Source organism: Aphanothece hegewaldii CCALA 016, from assembly GCF_003007785.1.
GTDB classification, from domain to species: Bacteria; Cyanobacteriota; Cyanobacteriia; order Cyanobacteriales; family Microcystaceae; genus Chroococcus; species Chroococcus hegewaldii.
This window is the reverse complement of the sequence record NZ_PXOH01000019.1, coordinates 1-16,857: the sequence shown is the minus strand read 5'-3', so window position 1 is coordinate 16,857 and position 16,857 is coordinate 1. Positions and strand designations below refer to the sequence as shown.

11 protein-coding genes are annotated in these 16,857 nt (G+C 37.5%); 3 read left to right on the top strand and 8 right to left on the bottom strand.

Going from position 1 to position 16,857, the window contains the following annotated elements:
* Window positions 1-154: 154 nt before the first annotated feature.
* The 8 genes from C7H19_RS16035 to C7H19_RS16000 form a co-directional block, all read right to left on the bottom strand.
* Complete coding sequence (locus C7H19_RS16035; protein WP_106457937.1) at window positions 155-1,021, bottom strand: 6-pyruvoyl trahydropterin synthase family protein; 867 nt, start codon at window positions 1,019-1,021, stop codon at window positions 155-157.
* Window positions 1,022-1,098: 77 nt separating this feature from the next.
* Window positions 1,099-1,527, bottom strand: coding sequence for a hypothetical protein (locus C7H19_RS26475; protein WP_219907664.1), 429 nt, complete (start codon window positions 1,525-1,527; stop codon window positions 1,099-1,101).
* Between the two features lie 317 nt (window positions 1,528-1,844).
* The gene (locus C7H19_RS16025; RefSeq protein WP_106457936.1) at window positions 1,845-2,297 is read right to left on the bottom strand and encodes a Panacea domain-containing protein; all 453 of its coding nucleotides are present in this window, start codon (window positions 2,295-2,297) and stop codon (window positions 1,845-1,847) included.
* 145 nt (window positions 2,298-2,442) lie between these two features.
* Window positions 2,443-3,660 (bottom strand): ABC transporter permease, encoded by a 1,218-nt coding sequence (locus tag C7H19_RS16020; RefSeq protein ID WP_106457935.1) that lies wholly within the window; start codon window positions 3,658-3,660, stop codon window positions 2,443-2,445.
* A gap of 10 nt (window positions 3,661-3,670) precedes the next feature.
* Window positions 3,671-5,143, bottom strand: coding sequence for an efflux RND transporter periplasmic adaptor subunit (locus tag C7H19_RS16015; RefSeq protein WP_106457934.1), 1,473 nt, complete (start codon window positions 5,141-5,143; stop codon window positions 3,671-3,673).
* A 173-nt stretch (window positions 5,144-5,316) separates the two neighbouring features.
* Window positions 5,317-6,921 carry a ShlB/FhaC/HecB family hemolysin secretion/activation protein gene (locus C7H19_RS16010; protein WP_106457933.1) on the bottom strand — a complete coding sequence of 535 codons (1,605 nt, stop codon included), beginning with the start codon at window positions 6,919-6,921 and terminating at the stop codon, window positions 5,317-5,319.
* 14 nt (window positions 6,922-6,935) lie between these two features.
* Window positions 6,936-10,913: a two-partner secretion domain-containing protein gene (locus C7H19_RS16005; RefSeq protein ID WP_106457932.1), complete on the bottom strand. Its 3,978-nt coding sequence runs from the start codon at window positions 10,911-10,913 to the stop codon at window positions 6,936-6,938.
* Between the two features lie 151 nt (window positions 10,914-11,064).
* Window positions 11,065-13,359, bottom strand: a complete 2,295-nt coding sequence (locus tag C7H19_RS16000) for a two-partner secretion domain-containing protein (protein ID WP_106457931.1) — start codon at window positions 13,357-13,359, stop codon at window positions 11,065-11,067.
* A 118-nt stretch (window positions 13,360-13,477) separates the two neighbouring features.
* On the opposite strand from C7H19_RS16000, the gene C7H19_RS15995 reads away from it, so the two are divergent.
* From C7H19_RS15995 to C7H19_RS15985, 3 genes are all read left to right on the top strand, one after another.
* The gene (locus tag C7H19_RS15995) at window positions 13,478-13,747 is read left to right on the top strand and encodes a ribbon-helix-helix domain-containing protein (RefSeq protein ID WP_106457930.1); all 270 of its coding nucleotides are present in this window, start codon (window positions 13,478-13,480) and stop codon (window positions 13,745-13,747) included.
* Window positions 13,747-14,058, top strand: coding sequence for a type II toxin-antitoxin system RelE/ParE family toxin (locus C7H19_RS15990; RefSeq protein ID WP_106457929.1), 312 nt, complete (start codon window positions 13,747-13,749; stop codon window positions 14,056-14,058). The genes C7H19_RS15995 and C7H19_RS15990 overlap by 1 nt, the downstream gene beginning before the upstream one ends.
* Window positions 14,059-14,149: 91 nt before the next feature.
* Window positions 14,150-16,783, top strand: coding sequence for a CHAT domain-containing tetratricopeptide repeat protein (locus C7H19_RS15985; RefSeq protein ID WP_106457928.1), 2,634 nt, complete (start codon window positions 14,150-14,152; stop codon window positions 16,781-16,783).
* The last annotated feature ends 74 nt before the right edge of the window (window positions 16,784-16,857 follow it).

Genomic DNA, 16,857 nt, shown 5'->3' with positions numbered 1-16,857 from the left:
ATTGGTGTAGAGGTTTTGGTTTCCAAACCCTGAGTAAATCATTGTTATTGGTGTAGGGGTTTTGCTCTTTCTACCCTTAGAAAACCGCTTATTTTTGTTATGGGTTGGGATTGAAAACCAAGCCCCTACAGATTAAACAATAAACCCTAATATTCTAACCAACTAAAACCGCTTCTCTTTGTAAACTATTTAGTTGTCTGGTTGATTTGCGGCAAAAAATTTCACAAGAATTATTCGGACTTTCAATGAGTTTAACTTTATCCAATTCTGCACCAATTTCTTTAATGGGTTGTTGTAATAATTGGGCAATGTAGAAAGCAATATTTTCAGCCGTTGGAACGGTTTGAGTAAAATAAGGAACATCTTTATTTAAAAAAGTGTGATCGAAAGGTTCAACCACATAATCATTAATAATTTTTTGTAAATCACCTAAATCAACAATCATCCCTGTACGAGAATCAATTTCACCAACAACAGACACTTCTAGATGATAATTATGACCATGACCATTTGTTCTAGCACATTTACCGTAAATTTCTGTATTTTCTTCTAGACTTAATTCAGGTAAAGCGAGACGATGTGCGGCACTAAAATGCGTTTTAACTGTTAAAGATGCTTCCATATTATTTCCTTGATAATCGGCAAAAAGTTCTGGATGTTCAAAAAGTTGAATATTAACAATAGGTAAATGAGGGGCTAACCGTTGCCAAATAATCCGTGCGATATTTTCTGTACTGGGTAAAGTTTCGCTAAATTCTGGCCAAACATCATTTAAATAAGCATAATCGAGTTGGCTAGTAATTTCTTTTTTGATCACTTGCTTGACATAGGACAGATTTTCCACCATGCCATATTGATCTAATTTACCTGCGATCGACACATACAAAACGTAATTGTGTCCATGACCTGGAAAACGACTACCCGCCCCAAAAAGCCGTTGATTTTCTGCCTCATCAAGTTCGGGCAACCAATATCGATGACTTGCAGAAAACTGCGCTCGACGATTAATAATACAATCCATAGAGGAAGGAATATGTAAAGTTATGTAAAGTTATCTCTTCTTCTAGGATAAACGATCGTTGAGATAATTAATGTTTTTTATTTTTCTGGATAAAGTAAATGCTGTGGATCTAACCAAACAATGTAGAAAACATCATCAATAAAAAAACCATGAACTCTACCATGCTCATTAGAGGAGAGGGAGAACTGATAAGGTGTATCAACTAATTGCTCTTCATTTGGCAAACCGAATCCATTTTCGCTGGTATCCTCCCAATTGATAGGATGACATCTAAGAGTACTACTACGATTGACTAGCAACTCTTGAGCCGTTAAGCTGGATAAAGCTTTTAACCGCTCAAGAAGGGTCAGCCAATAAACAGCTTCTTTTTCAGTACAGGTAAACTTGCTGTGATTATCCTGATAATAGTTACTAATTCTGTACGCAAATATTGCATTGAGTTTAAAATTAGCTTTATAGACTTTTACCTCTAATGGACGAACTACGCGCCTAATATCGAGTCCCAATCTAACTACTAGAATTAGAGTGCCTTCTCGACTACTTTAATTTGTACGACGAGAGAGTTTAAAGCTAAAACTTTTACGTCAACCGCTTAAATAGTTAAGGTTAAAATTAGTTAACATTTTCTTGGTTGACAACCTTCTAGTTTTAAAGTTAATTATTCTTTTGTTAATGTGCTATTAAGATTTTAGGAGATTTGCTGCCATTTGACTACATTATTGTTAAATCTTTACAATACTTAAAAGAAAAGCTGAGGCCTTGAGATGGCTTTAGCTTCGTCGGTTTAATCCCTAATTTGCTATCTTTTGCAATATTAGTTTTTTTAATCCTGTTTTTCGACACGAGACCCGTAATACTCCTTCATCCATTCTTTTTTGATTACTGCGTTAGAATGTGCATCGGGTGGGAGATCTCCTCTAGCCCTATTCCAAGGAGTTTCGGCGTGAGTCATCTGTTCAAGTTCATAAGCATCACAGGCAAAGTATTCTTGGGCAACCTCATTAAGAAAATCTTGAATTGCTTCTGGTAATATGGGGTTAACATCTTCTGTAATCGGTCGCCATCCAAAAACTCGATACTTTTGATATAACGTAGGTATGACAGGCCCATGTATCCATGCTTGAAAATCCTCTTCAAACAGAGGAACGTCATAAAGAGCAAGATGCCAAGCTTGGGCATAGTAAACAAGTTTTTGAAGTTTTAGATTACTGACAAAAGAGCCTGTTTCATTCGCTAACCGAATAAAGTAATCAGCTACGTTAAAACACGATAACATTGTAACTACCTCCTTTAGCTTGAGGATGCTCCTATACACTAGCTTACACAGTTATTACCACAAGAACTACGGAGAATTTCACTACTATTTTAGTGTATTTGTACTATATTAATTTGGTTCCGTAAAATTGTCAAGCATGAATATATTAAATACTCCTTAAAGCTACAATGGGATCTAATTTGGCGGCGCGTTGTGCAGGAATTACACCAAAAAACAAACCAATACTACTCGAAACACCTAACGCTAAAAGGATAGCATAGGGGGAAATGGTAGCCGTTAGAGGAGAAATTGCACCGATGAGATAAACACTACCAACACCTAAAATAATACCGATCGTACCACCAGCAGCAGAGACAATGACGGCTTCAATCAAAAACTGAGCTAAAATATCTTGTTCTTTCGCCCCTATTGCTTTTCTTAAACCGATTTCTTGAGTTCGTTCGGCTACTGAGACTAACATAATATTCATTACGCCAATTCCTCCAACTAATAGAGAAATCCCCGCAATCGAAGCTAACATAATAGTTAGACCATTGGTAATCTTATAAAAAATCTCTAAAAGTTGTTTCGGACTTTCTACACCAAAATCATCTTCATCGACAATTTTATGACGCAATCTTAGTAAATTTTCAATCTGAAACTTGGCTGCTCGTACAGTTTCTTCATCTTTTGCAGCTACATTAATCCAAGTTAATTCTATTCCATAAGGAGATGTTTTACCCACTAATTGATAAGCCATTGTAGTCAAAGGAATAAACACAGAATCATCCTGATTTGTGCCTAACATTGAGCCTTTTTCTGCCATCACCCCAACGATTTCAAAACTAATATCTTTGATGCGAATTTGTTGGCCAATGGGATTTTGTCCTTTAAAAAAGCGATTAGCTACTTCTGATCCTAAAGCAACAACTCTTTTATTGCGATCGACATCAATCGAATTAATAAAACGACCTTTATTAACTTCAAAACTACGGACAATCATATGATCGGGTGTAACACCAGTCACTTGAGTTGCGGTTGTTTTATTGCGATAAGAAATTAATTCTCGGCGGTTAATTTCGGGTGCAACAGCTATCACACTTGGAACTTGTTTAGCAATGGCTTTAGCATCTTCTAAAACGAGAGTTTTGGGGAGATCAAAAGTAGCATTTCTAGCTTCTCGTGAACCTGGAACAATGAATAATGTATTAGGAGATAGATTCTTAAACTCTTTAGAGGCTAACTGTTGTGCGCCTTGTCCAATGCCAATCATCGCAATCACAGAAGCATTACCAATAATAATACCCAACATGGTCAAACCACTTCGCATTTTATTGGCGGTTAAAGTTGCGATCGCCATTTTACAACTTTCTAATAAATCCATGAATTTAAACCTATTTATCTTTATCTTTTTTATCTTTATCTTCTGGCAAATCAATAAATACTCTTTCTCCTGGAGTGACACCAGATAGAATTTGAGTTTTATCATCCAATACTAAACCCACCGTCACAGGTTTAAATTCAGGTTTTTTCTTTTCATCAGGAACCATCACACCCGTTTGTCCTTCTTGAGTCACAATGGCAACAGTCGGTACAACAAGAGCATCAGGAATTTGTTGACCAATAAAAGTGACATCTACATTCATTCTAGATAAAAGTTTGTCTAAACCGGTGACTAAACCAATGGTGACTTCAAAAGATGTGACATTTTCCTCAACGATCGCTTCTGGGGCAATACGAATTACTTGCCCTTGAAAAACCTGATCAGGATAGGCATCCGCGACGATTTTCACGGGTTGTCTAGGGCGTAATAGACTAATATCGACTTCAGGAACTTTGGCGACGACTTCTAACCCTCTAGCTAAGGCAATAATTGAGCTAGAAGTAGCGGAAGCGGTTTCCGATGCGGCTGTAGTGGGGGTGACAAATGCCCCTTCTGTGGCGTATTTTTGGGTCACGATGCCATCAAAGGGTGCAGTAATAACAGTATCACGGTATTGAATTTTGATGCGCTCTAATTCTGCTCTAGCACCTGCTGCGGCTTGTTCTAGTTGAGCTATTTCAGTTGCTTGGGTTTTGACACGTTCATCGAGGACGAATTTAGCTTCAGCGATCGCGGCTTGTGCTTGCATTCCTTGTTGTTTAATCCCTTCGACTTCTGGAGAAGCGGTATTATTGACTTGGGCTAAACGTTGTATAGCTTCATCTAAATTGGCTTTAGCATTAAGAAATTCATTAAGAACCTCATCAAACTGATCTTGTGAGATGGCACCCTCTCTAACCAGTGCATCATTGCGTTTAACCCTATTTTCTGCTAAACGGAAGCGAGATTGTGCGGCTTGAACTTGAGCGTTTGCTTGATCGACATCTTTAGGTATGCGTTGTTGCGCTCGTTGATATTGAGATTCAATTTCCTTAAAACGAGCTTGCGCTTGTACAAAACGAGTTTGATATTGACGAATTTCTTCAGGAATTCTGCGTTTAGCGGCTTCTAGATTGGCTAAAGCTTCCTTAAATTTGGCTTCAGCTTGAACACCTTGGGCGTAGACTTCCATATTATCCATAACGGCTATGGTTTGTCCTTGTTTAACCTGCATTCCCTGTTCTACTAACAATCTTTTTAATACGCCTGGATTTTTTGGGCTAATATTAACACTTTGGATCGGTTGAACTTTTCCGCTTGCTTCAATCTCGACAGCTAGGGTTTCCCGTTGGGCAGGAATCGTCATTTTTTCCATTTCGACTAGGGGTGAGGGAGTTTGTGCCATGCGGTAAGTCATCACACCTAGTACAGTTAAACCAGTCGCTACCAGTCCACCGATCCACACTAAAGGACGATTAGATTTATCGAACACAGTATAAGCCATTAGGTTATATATTTTTTATAACTTAATTTATACTAACGTCAACCCTTGCTAATTCGCTTAGAGGTCTTATACAGTAAACACTAATCAGTCAACGAAACAAAATACTGATGACTGGTAACTGATGAGTGTACCAAACCGCACCCCTACGCTTGATGAAAAATTGCAGAAACTAGCTAAAATGGCTGATAACGAACGGAAAAATAAAAACCATTGTCTTGTAAAGTATTGCCTTTATTTGACTTAGGAATTAGAGGAACACCATAATCTAAACGAATACTTAAGCCATTAGTAATGAACCAACGAAAACCTAAGCCAATACCTGCTAGTGTAGAGTTTTCTGGATCGGGTAATAAATTATTCCATCCTGTACCAAATTCAAAAAATGGGGTTAGCTGTAAAATACTAGGATTTTGGGTTAAAGGTACACGAAATTCTAAGGATGCGATAAGAGCATTATCGGTTACGAGTTGGTTCTGCACATAGCCTCTAACGGTATCGATCCCACCGATGCTAAACTGTTCAATAATGGGCAGTGCATCGGGTGTGAGTTGAGCATAAGCACGACCTACGACTAAAACTCTTGAAGTGATTCTTTGCACCCATTGAAATTGTCCTAACCAGCTAAAAAATTGACTATCGGGTTCTATATCGATTTCTGTTGCATCAAAAGCGGCTATGCCAAAATTAAATTGAGAACGAGCCGCAATAATACGGTTAGGATCACGGTTGAGCCATTCTTGGGAAAAACGTAATATTGATAGTTTGGTTGAACCGTTTTCACAGGGTAGGGAAAGACAAAATGATTCACCTTCTAGGGTACTGCGACTACGCCTTAGATCGAAGTCTAATCCAACAGCCCATTCATTTTGTGGCGATCGATATAAGGGTTGACGAATTCCGACGGTAAAGGTTTCGCCAGTATTACTAATATCTAAGTCACGAAACAGTGATTCGGTAATTACGGTCTGACTGTTGTAGTAACGAACGCTGATGGTTCCATCATAGGCGTTGATTGGAACGGTGTATCGTACATCGTAAAGATTGAGTCCTTCTGAAATGGAATACTCGCCTGAAATGCGATCGCCAAATCCCAATAAGTTATCATGACCCAAAAAGATTGTACCTTGTTCGGAACCAATACTCGGAGGTCGGTAGTTATTCCCTTCGATCGCTGCATGGAAAGCGGGAGCTTCTTTTAGTTGTAATTTTAAGATATTTCGTCCTGGTGCGCTACCAACGGTTAATTCTGCGTTAACTTGTTCTAAAAGCGGATCGAGTTGTAAGAGTTCTAAGGATCTTTGTAAGTCGTTTTGATTAAAAGGTTTATCGATACCAATAGCTAAACGAGAACGGATATAACCTTGTCTGAGTCGTCTTAAACCACTAATTTCGACGTTTTCGATTTCTCCTTCAATGACTTGTATTTGAACGATACCGCTCGTAATATCTTGATTATTTGGAAGGAATGCACCCGATGTAATGTAACCATTTTGAATATACAGTTGAGTAATTTCTGTCCGCAAACATAGCAATTCTTCAAAGGTTAACTGACGGTTTTCATAGGGTGTAATCAGATCATATATTTCTTTTTGTAAGACAGTCTTGCCAACTATTTCTATTTTTTTTACTAAGAAAGTTTCGCTATTTTCGGCTACAGGACAATTTAGATTTGTTGTCGGAGCTAGTTCATAACTTTGAGCGAGTGCTATTTCAATATTTCCAAACCAAAAGAGACTATTAAATAAACCAAAAATCAGCAATTTATTATTAAGTTTCATGATTTTTTTATTAATTAATTACATTTTGTGCTTAGAACTATCTTTCCATCATTAAGACGATAAAATCCTTGCGGTTCGTCTATTTTCGATGGTAGTGATGGTTTAGGAATTGTTTCTATTGTTCCAGTCGGATAGGGAGATGTAAAATTATCGTTAGGGCTACTGGGTAATCCATCTGGCCCGGTTAGGATAAAGGTGCCTGCTTTTTGTTGATTGGGAACGACACAGCTAGAAGCTAATAAATTATCAGTATTGATTAGGGTTTCTGGGAACTCAAACAGGCTATTTTGGATGAAGGTTAAATTGGGAACACTGATTACACCTGAGACGGCACCACTAGCATTAATATCGACTCGGTTATTATTATCTAAATTATCAAAATTTTGATTGATTTGATCAGTTGGGGAATAGCCATTGCCGAAGAAAATGGGAGTATTAAGGGTAATATTACCACCGATGCCATCTTGAGCAAAAGCTAGAATATCGCTATCGTTGAAAGCTAATATTGAATCAGCAGTGAGGGTAATATCACCACCTCCACCAGCGCCACTAGAAACATTGGTACGGATATCGCTGTCACCTTGCAAACGGATATCTTGTGCAGAGATAGTGATAATTCCTCCAGATGCTTGATTGGCTGAAGTAGAGATAGTACTATTATTGCTAGTTAGGGTATTTTGAATATTTAATGTGATATTACCTGCATTTCCCGTTCCGTTAGTAAATGCGGTTATTGTAGATTGCTGTAAGTTAATTTGATTGGCATTAAGATTAATGTTACCTGCATTGCCCCTTCCTGTTGTTGATGCACTAATTCTAACCCCTTGGTTTAGGTGAAGTTGATTGGCACTGAGATTGATTGTTCCTGCATTGCCTGTTCCTGATGTTTCAGTTGCGATCGTTCCATTTCCGCTAATATCTATATTATTGGGCGCACTAATGTTAATATCGCCTCCAATGCCACTAGCAGTTGTAGAAGCTGAAATTTTACCTTGTTCAATAAAACGGATAATAAGGTTAGGATTAGAACTAATGGGATTAAGTGTGAGGGTACCTGCGGGAGCAAGTCCAGTTGTTTCGGCGAAAATGCCAAGTTGTCCTGCGATATTGAGGTTAGATGCGTTAATACTAATGCTACCGCTTTCGGTGTTGGTGGCGGATTGGGTGGCGGTGGCACTGATTTGAGCATTTTTCCCGATGGTGACAGTATTTGATGTAATATTAATGTTTCCTGCTTTCCCTTGACCACTGGTTTCTACATTAAGTTGACTGTTTTCCCCCAAAATTACGGATATAGGTGCATTAACGGTGATACTGCCTCCATTTCCGCTACTAGAGGTTGAGGCTTGTATTATGGCTCTTTGTGCTAGGGTAAATTGAGGAGTATTGATAATTATATTTCCTGCTTGTCCGCTTCCTCTGGTACTGGCGGTAATTTCGGTTTGATTGCCGATGTTTAATTGCTCAGTTGTAATGTTAATATTACCTGCTCGTCCGCTTCCTATGGTTTCTACGGTGATTTTACCTTGTCCTGCAATATTAATTGTTTCGGGTGAACTGATGTTGATGCTGCCTCCTCTTTTTTGGCTGGTGGTTCGTGCGGAAATCTCAGCCTTATCGGTAAATTGTATGTTTAGATTAGATTGATTTCCATTAGGTTTGAAGGTTAAGTTGCCTGCGGGGGCTTGGCCTTTAGTTTCAGCAAAGATACCTAGTGTGCCAGAGAGGTACAGGTTAGATGCGTTGATAGTGATGCTACCGCCTGCTTCAGAATTGGTGGCGTTTTCATCGGAGGTGGCACTAATTTTAGCTCCTTTACCGATGGTAACGGTATTAGAGGTGATTTTGATGTTTCCTGCTCGACCTGCGCTACTGCTTATAACATTGAGTTGGCTATTTTCGCCCAAAATTACGGATATAGGTGCATTAACCGTGATACTACCCCCTTGTCCTAGTGCATATGTTCTAGCTAAGATGTTCGCACTTTCTGTAATATTAAGTTGAGGTACATTAATGGTAATATCGCCGGCTGTTCCTTCTCCTCTTGTTATAGCAATTAAGCTTGAATTGGATAAGGTAAGAATATCGGATATATTTAAAGTGAGATCACCTGCATTAAAGCTTGTTTGAGTGTCGGAGCGAATTATACTATCGCCTTTGCTAGTTAGGGTATTGGCGGTAATAGTGATATTCCCTGCTGTTCCTTTCCCTCTCGTTTGTGAGGTTATTATCACTCTATCAGTTAGGAAAAGAGAACCTGTAGTGATTTGGATTTCATTTGAGTTCCCTACGGCTTTGCGTGCTACTATATTTCTAATAGCACTGGCTAAGTTTTGACTTTCTCGACCCGCCATATAAATAGTATCTCTGGCTGTAATCTTAATCGCTCCTGCATTTCCTTGACCATATGTAGTGGCGTTTACTTGTCCGCCATTGGTTAGGAAAAGAGAACCTGTAGTGATTTGGATTTCATCTGAGTTCCCTACGGCTGTGGAGCTTACTGTACTAGAAATACGACTACCCAAACTAATAATATCCTCACTGTCATCTGAGTTCCCTGCGGCTGTAGAGCTTACTTTGGGGGACATTCTTTCACCGTTTAGAGAAATTGTCTCGTTAGCTGTAATCTTAATCGCTCCTGCATTTCCAATTCCAGAAGTACTAGCATCTACTTTTGCTCCATTATTAAGAAATAGAGAACCTGTAATGATTTCTATACCTTCTGAGTTTCCCTGTGCTTTTTGTGCTACTTGACTGATAATAGAACTAGGAGAGCCTTGACTATCGTTACCTGATAGAGAGATAGTATCGTTGGCTGTAATCTTAATCGCTCCTGTATTTCCTTTTCTTTGAGTACTCGCCAAAATTTGTGCGCCATCATTTAAAAAAAGAGAACCTGTAGTGATCTTAATTCCTCCTGAATTCCCTTGTCCATTTGTAGTCGCTCGTATAAAAGAATTAGTTAGGGAAATAAAAGGGGAAGAAAGGATGATTTCACCACCCCTACCGACTGCTTCAGAATCTACGCTACTACTGATTTGACTAAAGTTGGTTAATTTAATTCCTTGTGTTGCTGTGATGTCGATATTTCCAGCTTGAATCGATACACTTCCTATTCCTGAACCAATTCCTGCTCTTATTTCACTTTTCCCCGTAATATCGAGATTGTGAGCGTTAATTTCAATTGTTCCACCATTGACACCTTTAATATCGACTACAGTTCCGTTATCAATTAATATATCTGCTCTAGCGACTCCTGTCGGAAAACTGAAAATTGGAATATTATTTATAAAATTCAAACCTATTAAACCTGTTTCGGATAATCCTCCTAAGATAATTTGTCCCCCTCCTGTGTTCAGTTGAGCGCCATTTAAGGTTAAGTTGCCGCCAATAATAGCTAATGTTTGATTTAAATCTACTGAAAGTCTTGCGTTTTGAATATTGATCGTTGCTGGATGATTTCCTGTTTGTAAACCAACTGGTACACTAATAGTTAATAGGGCATTATTTTGCGGATTTATTGAACTAAATTCTGTCCCGTCAGCAAATTTTACCGCGTCTGCTGTTGAAGAGACAAATGAGCCGCGAATATCTAAACTAGAATTAGGGCCGAAAATTATTCCGTAGGGATTCAGAAAAAATAAATTTGATTGACCTAATACACCTAATCTACCTAAAATCTGTGAAGCATTGCCCCCAGTGACACGCGAAAAGATATTCATTACTCCAGATGGGTTAGCAAAATAAACACCTTTTCCTTCATTGATATTAAATTCTTGGAAACTATGAAATAAATTACCGCCTCGTCTTGCTCCTCCATCAATCTTGTCATTGAGTACATCTATTTGATTAACAATTGAATTCTCTTTCCCCAAGGTAGTGTCTGGTGTTACTTGTGCTTGAGTTATGGCTGAAAATAAGCTTTCTGTAAGCAGTAGTAAATTAGTTAATACTAATGTATTTAAGTAATAAACATTGATTTTCCGTTTCATTTAATTAAAATTATGAGTCTAAAAAGCAAAAATATAAAAAATCGTGATAATGCGATCGATTATAGAGCCGTCATCAGAGAAAATTAGATTAATTATAATAATTCTTTATTTTTGGCTTTTTTGGCTTCCATCACCGCTTTGCTCGAAAAAATTAATAACACTTTTTGCTTAAGACTATCGTTCCATCATTAAGACGATAAAACCCCTGCGGTTCGTCAATTTTTGGTGAAGGAGATGGGGTTGGAATTGTTTCTATTGTTCCTGTCGGATAGGGAGATGTTAGATTATTATTAGGACGAGTAGGTAATCCATCTGGTCCAGTTAGGATAAATGTACCGGCTTTTTGTTGATTAGGGATGACACAGCTAGAAGCAATCAGATTTTCTGTATTAATCAGGGTTTCTGGCAGTTCAAAAAGGCTATTTTGGATGAAGGTTAAATCGGGAACACTAATTACCCCTGATACTGCACCACTAGCATTGATATCAACTCGATCGTTATTATCTAGAGTATCAGGATTTTGATTAACTTGATCAGTTGCTTGATAGCCATTGCCGAAGAATATGGGAGTATTGAGGCTAATATTACCACCGATGCCATTTTGAGCAAAAGCTAAAATATCGCTATCGTCGAAGGCTAAAATCTCTTCAGCAGTTAGAGTAATATCACCACCACCACCAACACCACTAGCGACATTGGTACGGATATCGCTGTTACCTCGTAAACGGATATCTTGTGCAGAGATAGTGATGTTACCCCCTGATGCTTCGTTTGCTAAGGTAGAAATAGTGCCATTGTTACTTTGTAGGGTATTTTGAACACGTATTGTGAGATTACCTGCATTACCTGTTTTTTGGAAACTAGATGTAGAGATTTCCGCGCCATTTTGAATTGTTAAGTTTTGAGAATTAATTGATATATTACCGCCATTTCCTGTGCCAATTAAAGGGTCTGGACGATCATTGACTTTTAATTCTTGTCCTGTCTCTGCTACAATTCTGCTCTTTATTGGGTCATTGGAATTGTTATTAGATGTTGTACCGTCCAAATATATTAAATCAGAAGCATTGATGATAATATCTCCTCCATCTCCAGTCCCAAAAGTAGAAGCGATAATCTCTGCTCCCTCTTGAATTTTTAGCCGTTGTGTGTTAATAGTAATATCGCCTGCTTTTCCTTCTCCTCTGGTTTGTACTGAAATTGCACTGGCACGATCTCTATCATTTGCTCGCCCTCTCTGACTTGCCCTTCCAATTAATTCGACGGATTCAGAAGCATTGATTAAAATATTACCGCCATCTGGCTGATCAATAGTAGAAGATGTTATTTTTCCTCCATCTTCTAGTCTTACATATTTGGTGTTAATGATTAAACCGCCCGCGCTGCCTTCTCCTTGTGCATCACTCGAAAGTTTACTGGGTTTTGAATCTTGTTCATTATTAGATGTTCCAATCACTTCGACTGTTTCTGTCGCATTGACGGTGATTCCGCCGCTATTACCTTGACTTTTTTCTTTAGCTGTGCTAGTAATTTGTGAGCCATCTTGAATACTTAAATGAGACGCATTAATGATCATCCGTTGACCATTTTTGTTATCTTGTATATCTGCGACAATGGTTGAACTATCAGTGAGAGTGATTTTTTGCCCTGTTAAAACGACTGTACCACTTGCGGCATCTACTTTAGCTTTTTGAGTTAGGGTAATATTGGCGAGTTGGAGATCGTTAGGTACATTGAGATGAAATTGATCATTTAAACCTATTGTTCCTAAATCAAGAATTCCTACAAGTTCAACTCTGCCATTTAATGCGATCGCACTTCCTCCTATCATTTTAATTTCCCCACCTACGATCAGCAAGCTTTTTTGATTAGGAACTTTCAAACTCGCTTGATTGACAATTGTTGCGATCGCATTAATTTGTGTAAATACTAAAGCATCTGGTTGAATGGTTAATAATGGCGGTTTTTCTGGATTGATTGCGCTAAAATCACCTTGAGAGCCAAATTTAATACTACTCGCTGTTGTCCCAACAAATGAACCACTAATATCGAGTTTTGCATTTTTACCAAAAATTATACCGTAGGGATTAATCAAAAATAAATTTGATTTTCCTAATACACCCAGAACCCCTAAAATCTGTGAAGCATTGCCCCCAGTTACGCGAGAAAATATATTGATTACGCCAGATGGGTTAGCAAAATAAACACCTTTTCCTTGATTAATGTTAAATTCTTGGAAACTATGAAATAAATTACCACCTCGTCTCGCTCCCCCATCAATCCTATCATTGAGTGCATCTATTTTATTAACAATTGAATTCTCGTTCCCTAGGGTAGAGTCTGGTGTTATTTGAGCTAGAGTGTAACTGGGAAATAATACTAGCGCACTGATCACAGTTAATATTTTAACGTTTTGCCAATTTCTGCTAAGTCTTAAATTTCCCATGTTTCTTGCTTTTCCCTCATTTGACGAAGATCTTATCTTGATTTTTTCTAATTGGACTCAACTCCTTTTCAAAATGATACAATAAGTTCAAATTACAGAATAGACTAAAAAAATGACAATGACCAATATTAATATTGTTTTACCTGAATCCCTGAATTTATATATTGATCAACAGGTAAGTGAAGGAGGCTATAGTACAAAAAGCGAATACTTTCTATACCTAATTCGCAAAGAGCAAAAACAGAAAGCACAAGAACGACTTAACAAACTTTTAGAGGAAGGTTTAGACTCTGGAAAAGCAACCCCGATGAGTGAGCAAAATTGGCTCTTAATTCGTCAAGCAGTAAGAGAAAGAGTTGCTAAATTAGATCAATCTAACCAAAGTTAATGGGTAAAATTAATAAACGACCACAGGTTATTCAAGATTTAATAGAACTAGCAACTTACATAGCAACTGATAACCTTGATGCTTCAGAACGTTTTCTCACAGCCGCCGAAGAAACTTTTCAACAGATATCTAAACTTCCTCAAATGGGCAAACAATGTCAATTGTCTAATCCTGAATTAGCTGAGATTCGGCAACAGGCTATTAAAGGTTTTAAAAATCATCTTGTTTTTTATCGTGTGCTAAACTCAGATATTGAAATTATAAGAGTTTTACATGGCGCTAGAGATCTAGAAGCCATTTTAGATGAGTAAATATAGTTAATAAATCTTGACTTTAAAATTAATTTTTAGGCAAAAGTGGCAAAATATATAGTAAAAATAATTGATAAGAAAAGTTAGATTGATGAAAAAACCATTTTTAACACCTGTTTTAGGTTTTCTCTTTCTGAGTAGCCTAATTTTCTTTCTTGGGTTAGGTAGACTTTCCTCTAGTCCATTATTAGCGCAATCTGTTGACCCTGATAAGCTTGTTTTGCAAGGTGTACAAGAATACCAAACTGGAGATTATCAAGGGGCGATCGCTGATTGGCAAAAGGCTTTAAGTATCTACAAAAATTCCAATAATCCGTCTAATATCGCTATTGTTTCCGAAAATTTAGCCAGAACTTATCAACAAATAGGAAATGCGTCTACAGCCGTCACTTATTGGCAACAAGCTATAGATAACAATAATCAATTAGGTGATTTACAAAAAGTTGGCCGCAACCTAACTGAACAAGCTCAAAGTTATACAGCCTTGGGTCAATCACGTAAAAGTATTAATCTTTTATGTGGTAATGTTTCTTCTGATTTAGATCCATTAATGACTTGTTTTCCTAATAGTGCTTTAGAAATTGCCCGACAACAAAAAGACCAAATGGGGGAAATAGCAGCATTAGGCAGTTTAGGGGAAGCGTATCGAGCGATCGGACAATTTCCTCAAAGTATTACTATACTAGAAAAAGCCGCACAAATATCCAATTCTTCCTATCAAGCAGCAATTTCTAATAGTCTGGGGAATACATACATAAAACAGGCTAATCGGTGGGAAATTCAAGCTAATTCGGCATTATTGCGAGGATCAAGCCAAGGTAATACATTTAAGGAACTTGCTGACCAAAATTACCAAAAAGCGCAAGAATCTCTTAAAAAAAGCCGAGAAATTTATCGACAAGAAAAAAATCTAACTGGACAACTTAAAGCATTACTCAATTTAATACAATTGGGGAATCAAGTTTCTGGAACTGAGCGAGAGACAATGATTCAAGAAAGCTTACAACTTTTAGAAACATTGCCGAATTCTCCAGATAAAATTTATGGAGCAATTACTTTAGCCAATTTACCCGATGATGGCACCAACTTAACAGAACCCTTAGCGCAATGTCCAACGACCAGAAAATTATCTCAAAAAGAAGCCGAAAATCTATTGACATTAGCCGAGAAAAATGCTAAAGAGTTACAAAATACTCGTGTTTATTCCTTTGCTTTGGGTGCGTTAGGACATTTTTACGAGTGCAACCAAGATTATCAAAAAGCGATCTTATACACCCAACAAGCGAAATGGAATGCTGATCAAAATCAAGAAAATTTGGATAGTTTGTATTTGTGGGAATGGCAAACGGGAAGAATTCGAGAAGCACAGGGGCAAATTGAACCAGCGATCGCAGCTTATCAAAATGCAGTAACATCATTAGAACAAATCCGGAGTGAAATTCTTTCCACCGAGCGAGATATACAATTTGATTTTAGGGATCAAATTGAACCAGTTTATCGTCAATTAGCCCAACTTCGACTCAAAGAAGCGTCTAATGAGTCGCGTACTTTTCCACAAAAAGAGCAAGAAATTAGCCAAAGTTTAGATACAATTGATCGCCTAAGATTAGCCGAATTACAAAACTATTTAGGTAATGATTGTTTTTTGGGACAAACTCAAACCAACCAAAAAACCGAATTAAACAAACCGAATACAGCCATATTTAATTCAATTATTTTAGACCAAGAAACAGCGATTATCCTTAGCTTGCCCAATGGAGAAAAGAAAATTCATTGGATTTTTGAAAATCGGACTCAAGTCAACAGCAAAATTCTTAGTTTTCGTCAAGAATTAATTGAAGGAAGACTAGCAATTAATGATTATGAGCTTACGTCAGCCAAACTTTTATATGATTGGATGATTAGACCTTTTGAAAAGGATTTACAGTCTAATCAAATCAATACTCTTGTATTTGTTCAAGATGGACTTTTTCGGACAATTCCCATGTCTGCTCTTTATGATGGGGAAAAATTTCTGGTTGAGAATTATGCGATCGCTCTGACACCTAGTTTAAGTTTAGTCTTACCCGAATCCGAGCAAAAATTCAATCAACGCGCACTCATTTTAGGAGTAACTCAACCCACTGTAATTGATCAACAAAATTTCGATAAACTGTTCAATGTTCCTTTAGAAGTTGCTCAAGTCCAAGTTAATTTTACCAATCATAAACTCTTATTAGATGAGGCATTTAATCGAGAAAACTTAGAAAAAGAACTCAACCAATCTGAATATAAAGTAATTCATATTGCGACTCATGCTCAATTCGGAACAATTCCAGATGATACATTTATTGTAATTGGAAACAACAATAAATTAACCATCAAAGAATTAGAAAAAGTGTTGCGACAATTTGAGGGTGATTCTCAATCCATTGAATTATTAGCACTAACTGCTTGTCAAACTGCTGAGGGTGATGATCGTTCATCTTTAGGATTAGCCGGAGTAGCCGTACAAGCTGGCGTTAAAAGCGTTTTAGCCTCTTTATGGTCAATTCCTGATGAATCAACCTTAAAATTAATTACCAATTTTTATCAAAATTTAGCCAAAAACAATGTTAGTAAAGCTGAAGCTCTCCGGGCTGCCCAAATTGCTTTAATTAGAGCTAAACAAGACGATAAAATTAATGATCAATATGATAACCCTGCGTACTGGGCTCCTTTTATCTTAATTGGAAATTGGAATTAATGGGACTTAAACGAGAAACCAGAGGAAATAAGGGTAGAATAATTACTATGTAAACGTCTCACGTTAAATTGATT

Coding starts and splice junctions, on each gene's coding strand:
- C7H19_RS16000 (WP_106457931.1), bottom strand. CDS start 13,359: ATGGGAAATTTAAGACTTAGCAGAAATTGGCAAAACGTTAAAATATTA.
- C7H19_RS16020 (WP_106457935.1), bottom strand. CDS start 3,660: ATGGATTTATTAGAAAGTTGTAAAATGGCGATCGCAACTTTAACCGCC.
- C7H19_RS16025 (WP_106457936.1), bottom strand. CDS start 2,297: ATGTTATCGTGTTTTAACGTAGCTGATTACTTTATTCGGTTAGCGAAT.
- C7H19_RS16015 (WP_106457934.1), bottom strand. CDS start 5,143: ATGGCTTATACTGTGTTCGATAAATCTAATCGTCCTTTAGTGTGGATC.
- C7H19_RS16010 (WP_106457933.1), bottom strand. CDS start 6,921: ATGAAACTTAATAATAAATTGCTGATTTTTGGTTTATTTAATAGTCTC.
- C7H19_RS15995 (WP_106457930.1), top strand. CDS start 13,478: ATGACCAATATTAATATTGTTTTACCTGAATCCCTGAATTTATATATT.
- C7H19_RS15990 (WP_106457929.1), top strand. CDS start 13,747: ATGGGTAAAATTAATAAACGACCACAGGTTATTCAAGATTTAATAGAA.
- C7H19_RS16005 (WP_106457932.1), bottom strand. CDS start 10,913: ATGAAACGGAAAATCAATGTTTATTACTTAAATACATTAGTATTAACT.
- C7H19_RS15985 (WP_106457928.1), top strand. CDS start 14,150: ATGAAAAAACCATTTTTAACACCTGTTTTAGGTTTTCTCTTTCTGAGT.
- C7H19_RS16035 (WP_106457937.1), bottom strand. CDS start 1,021: ATGGATTGTATTATTAATCGTCGAGCGCAGTTTTCTGCAAGTCATCGA.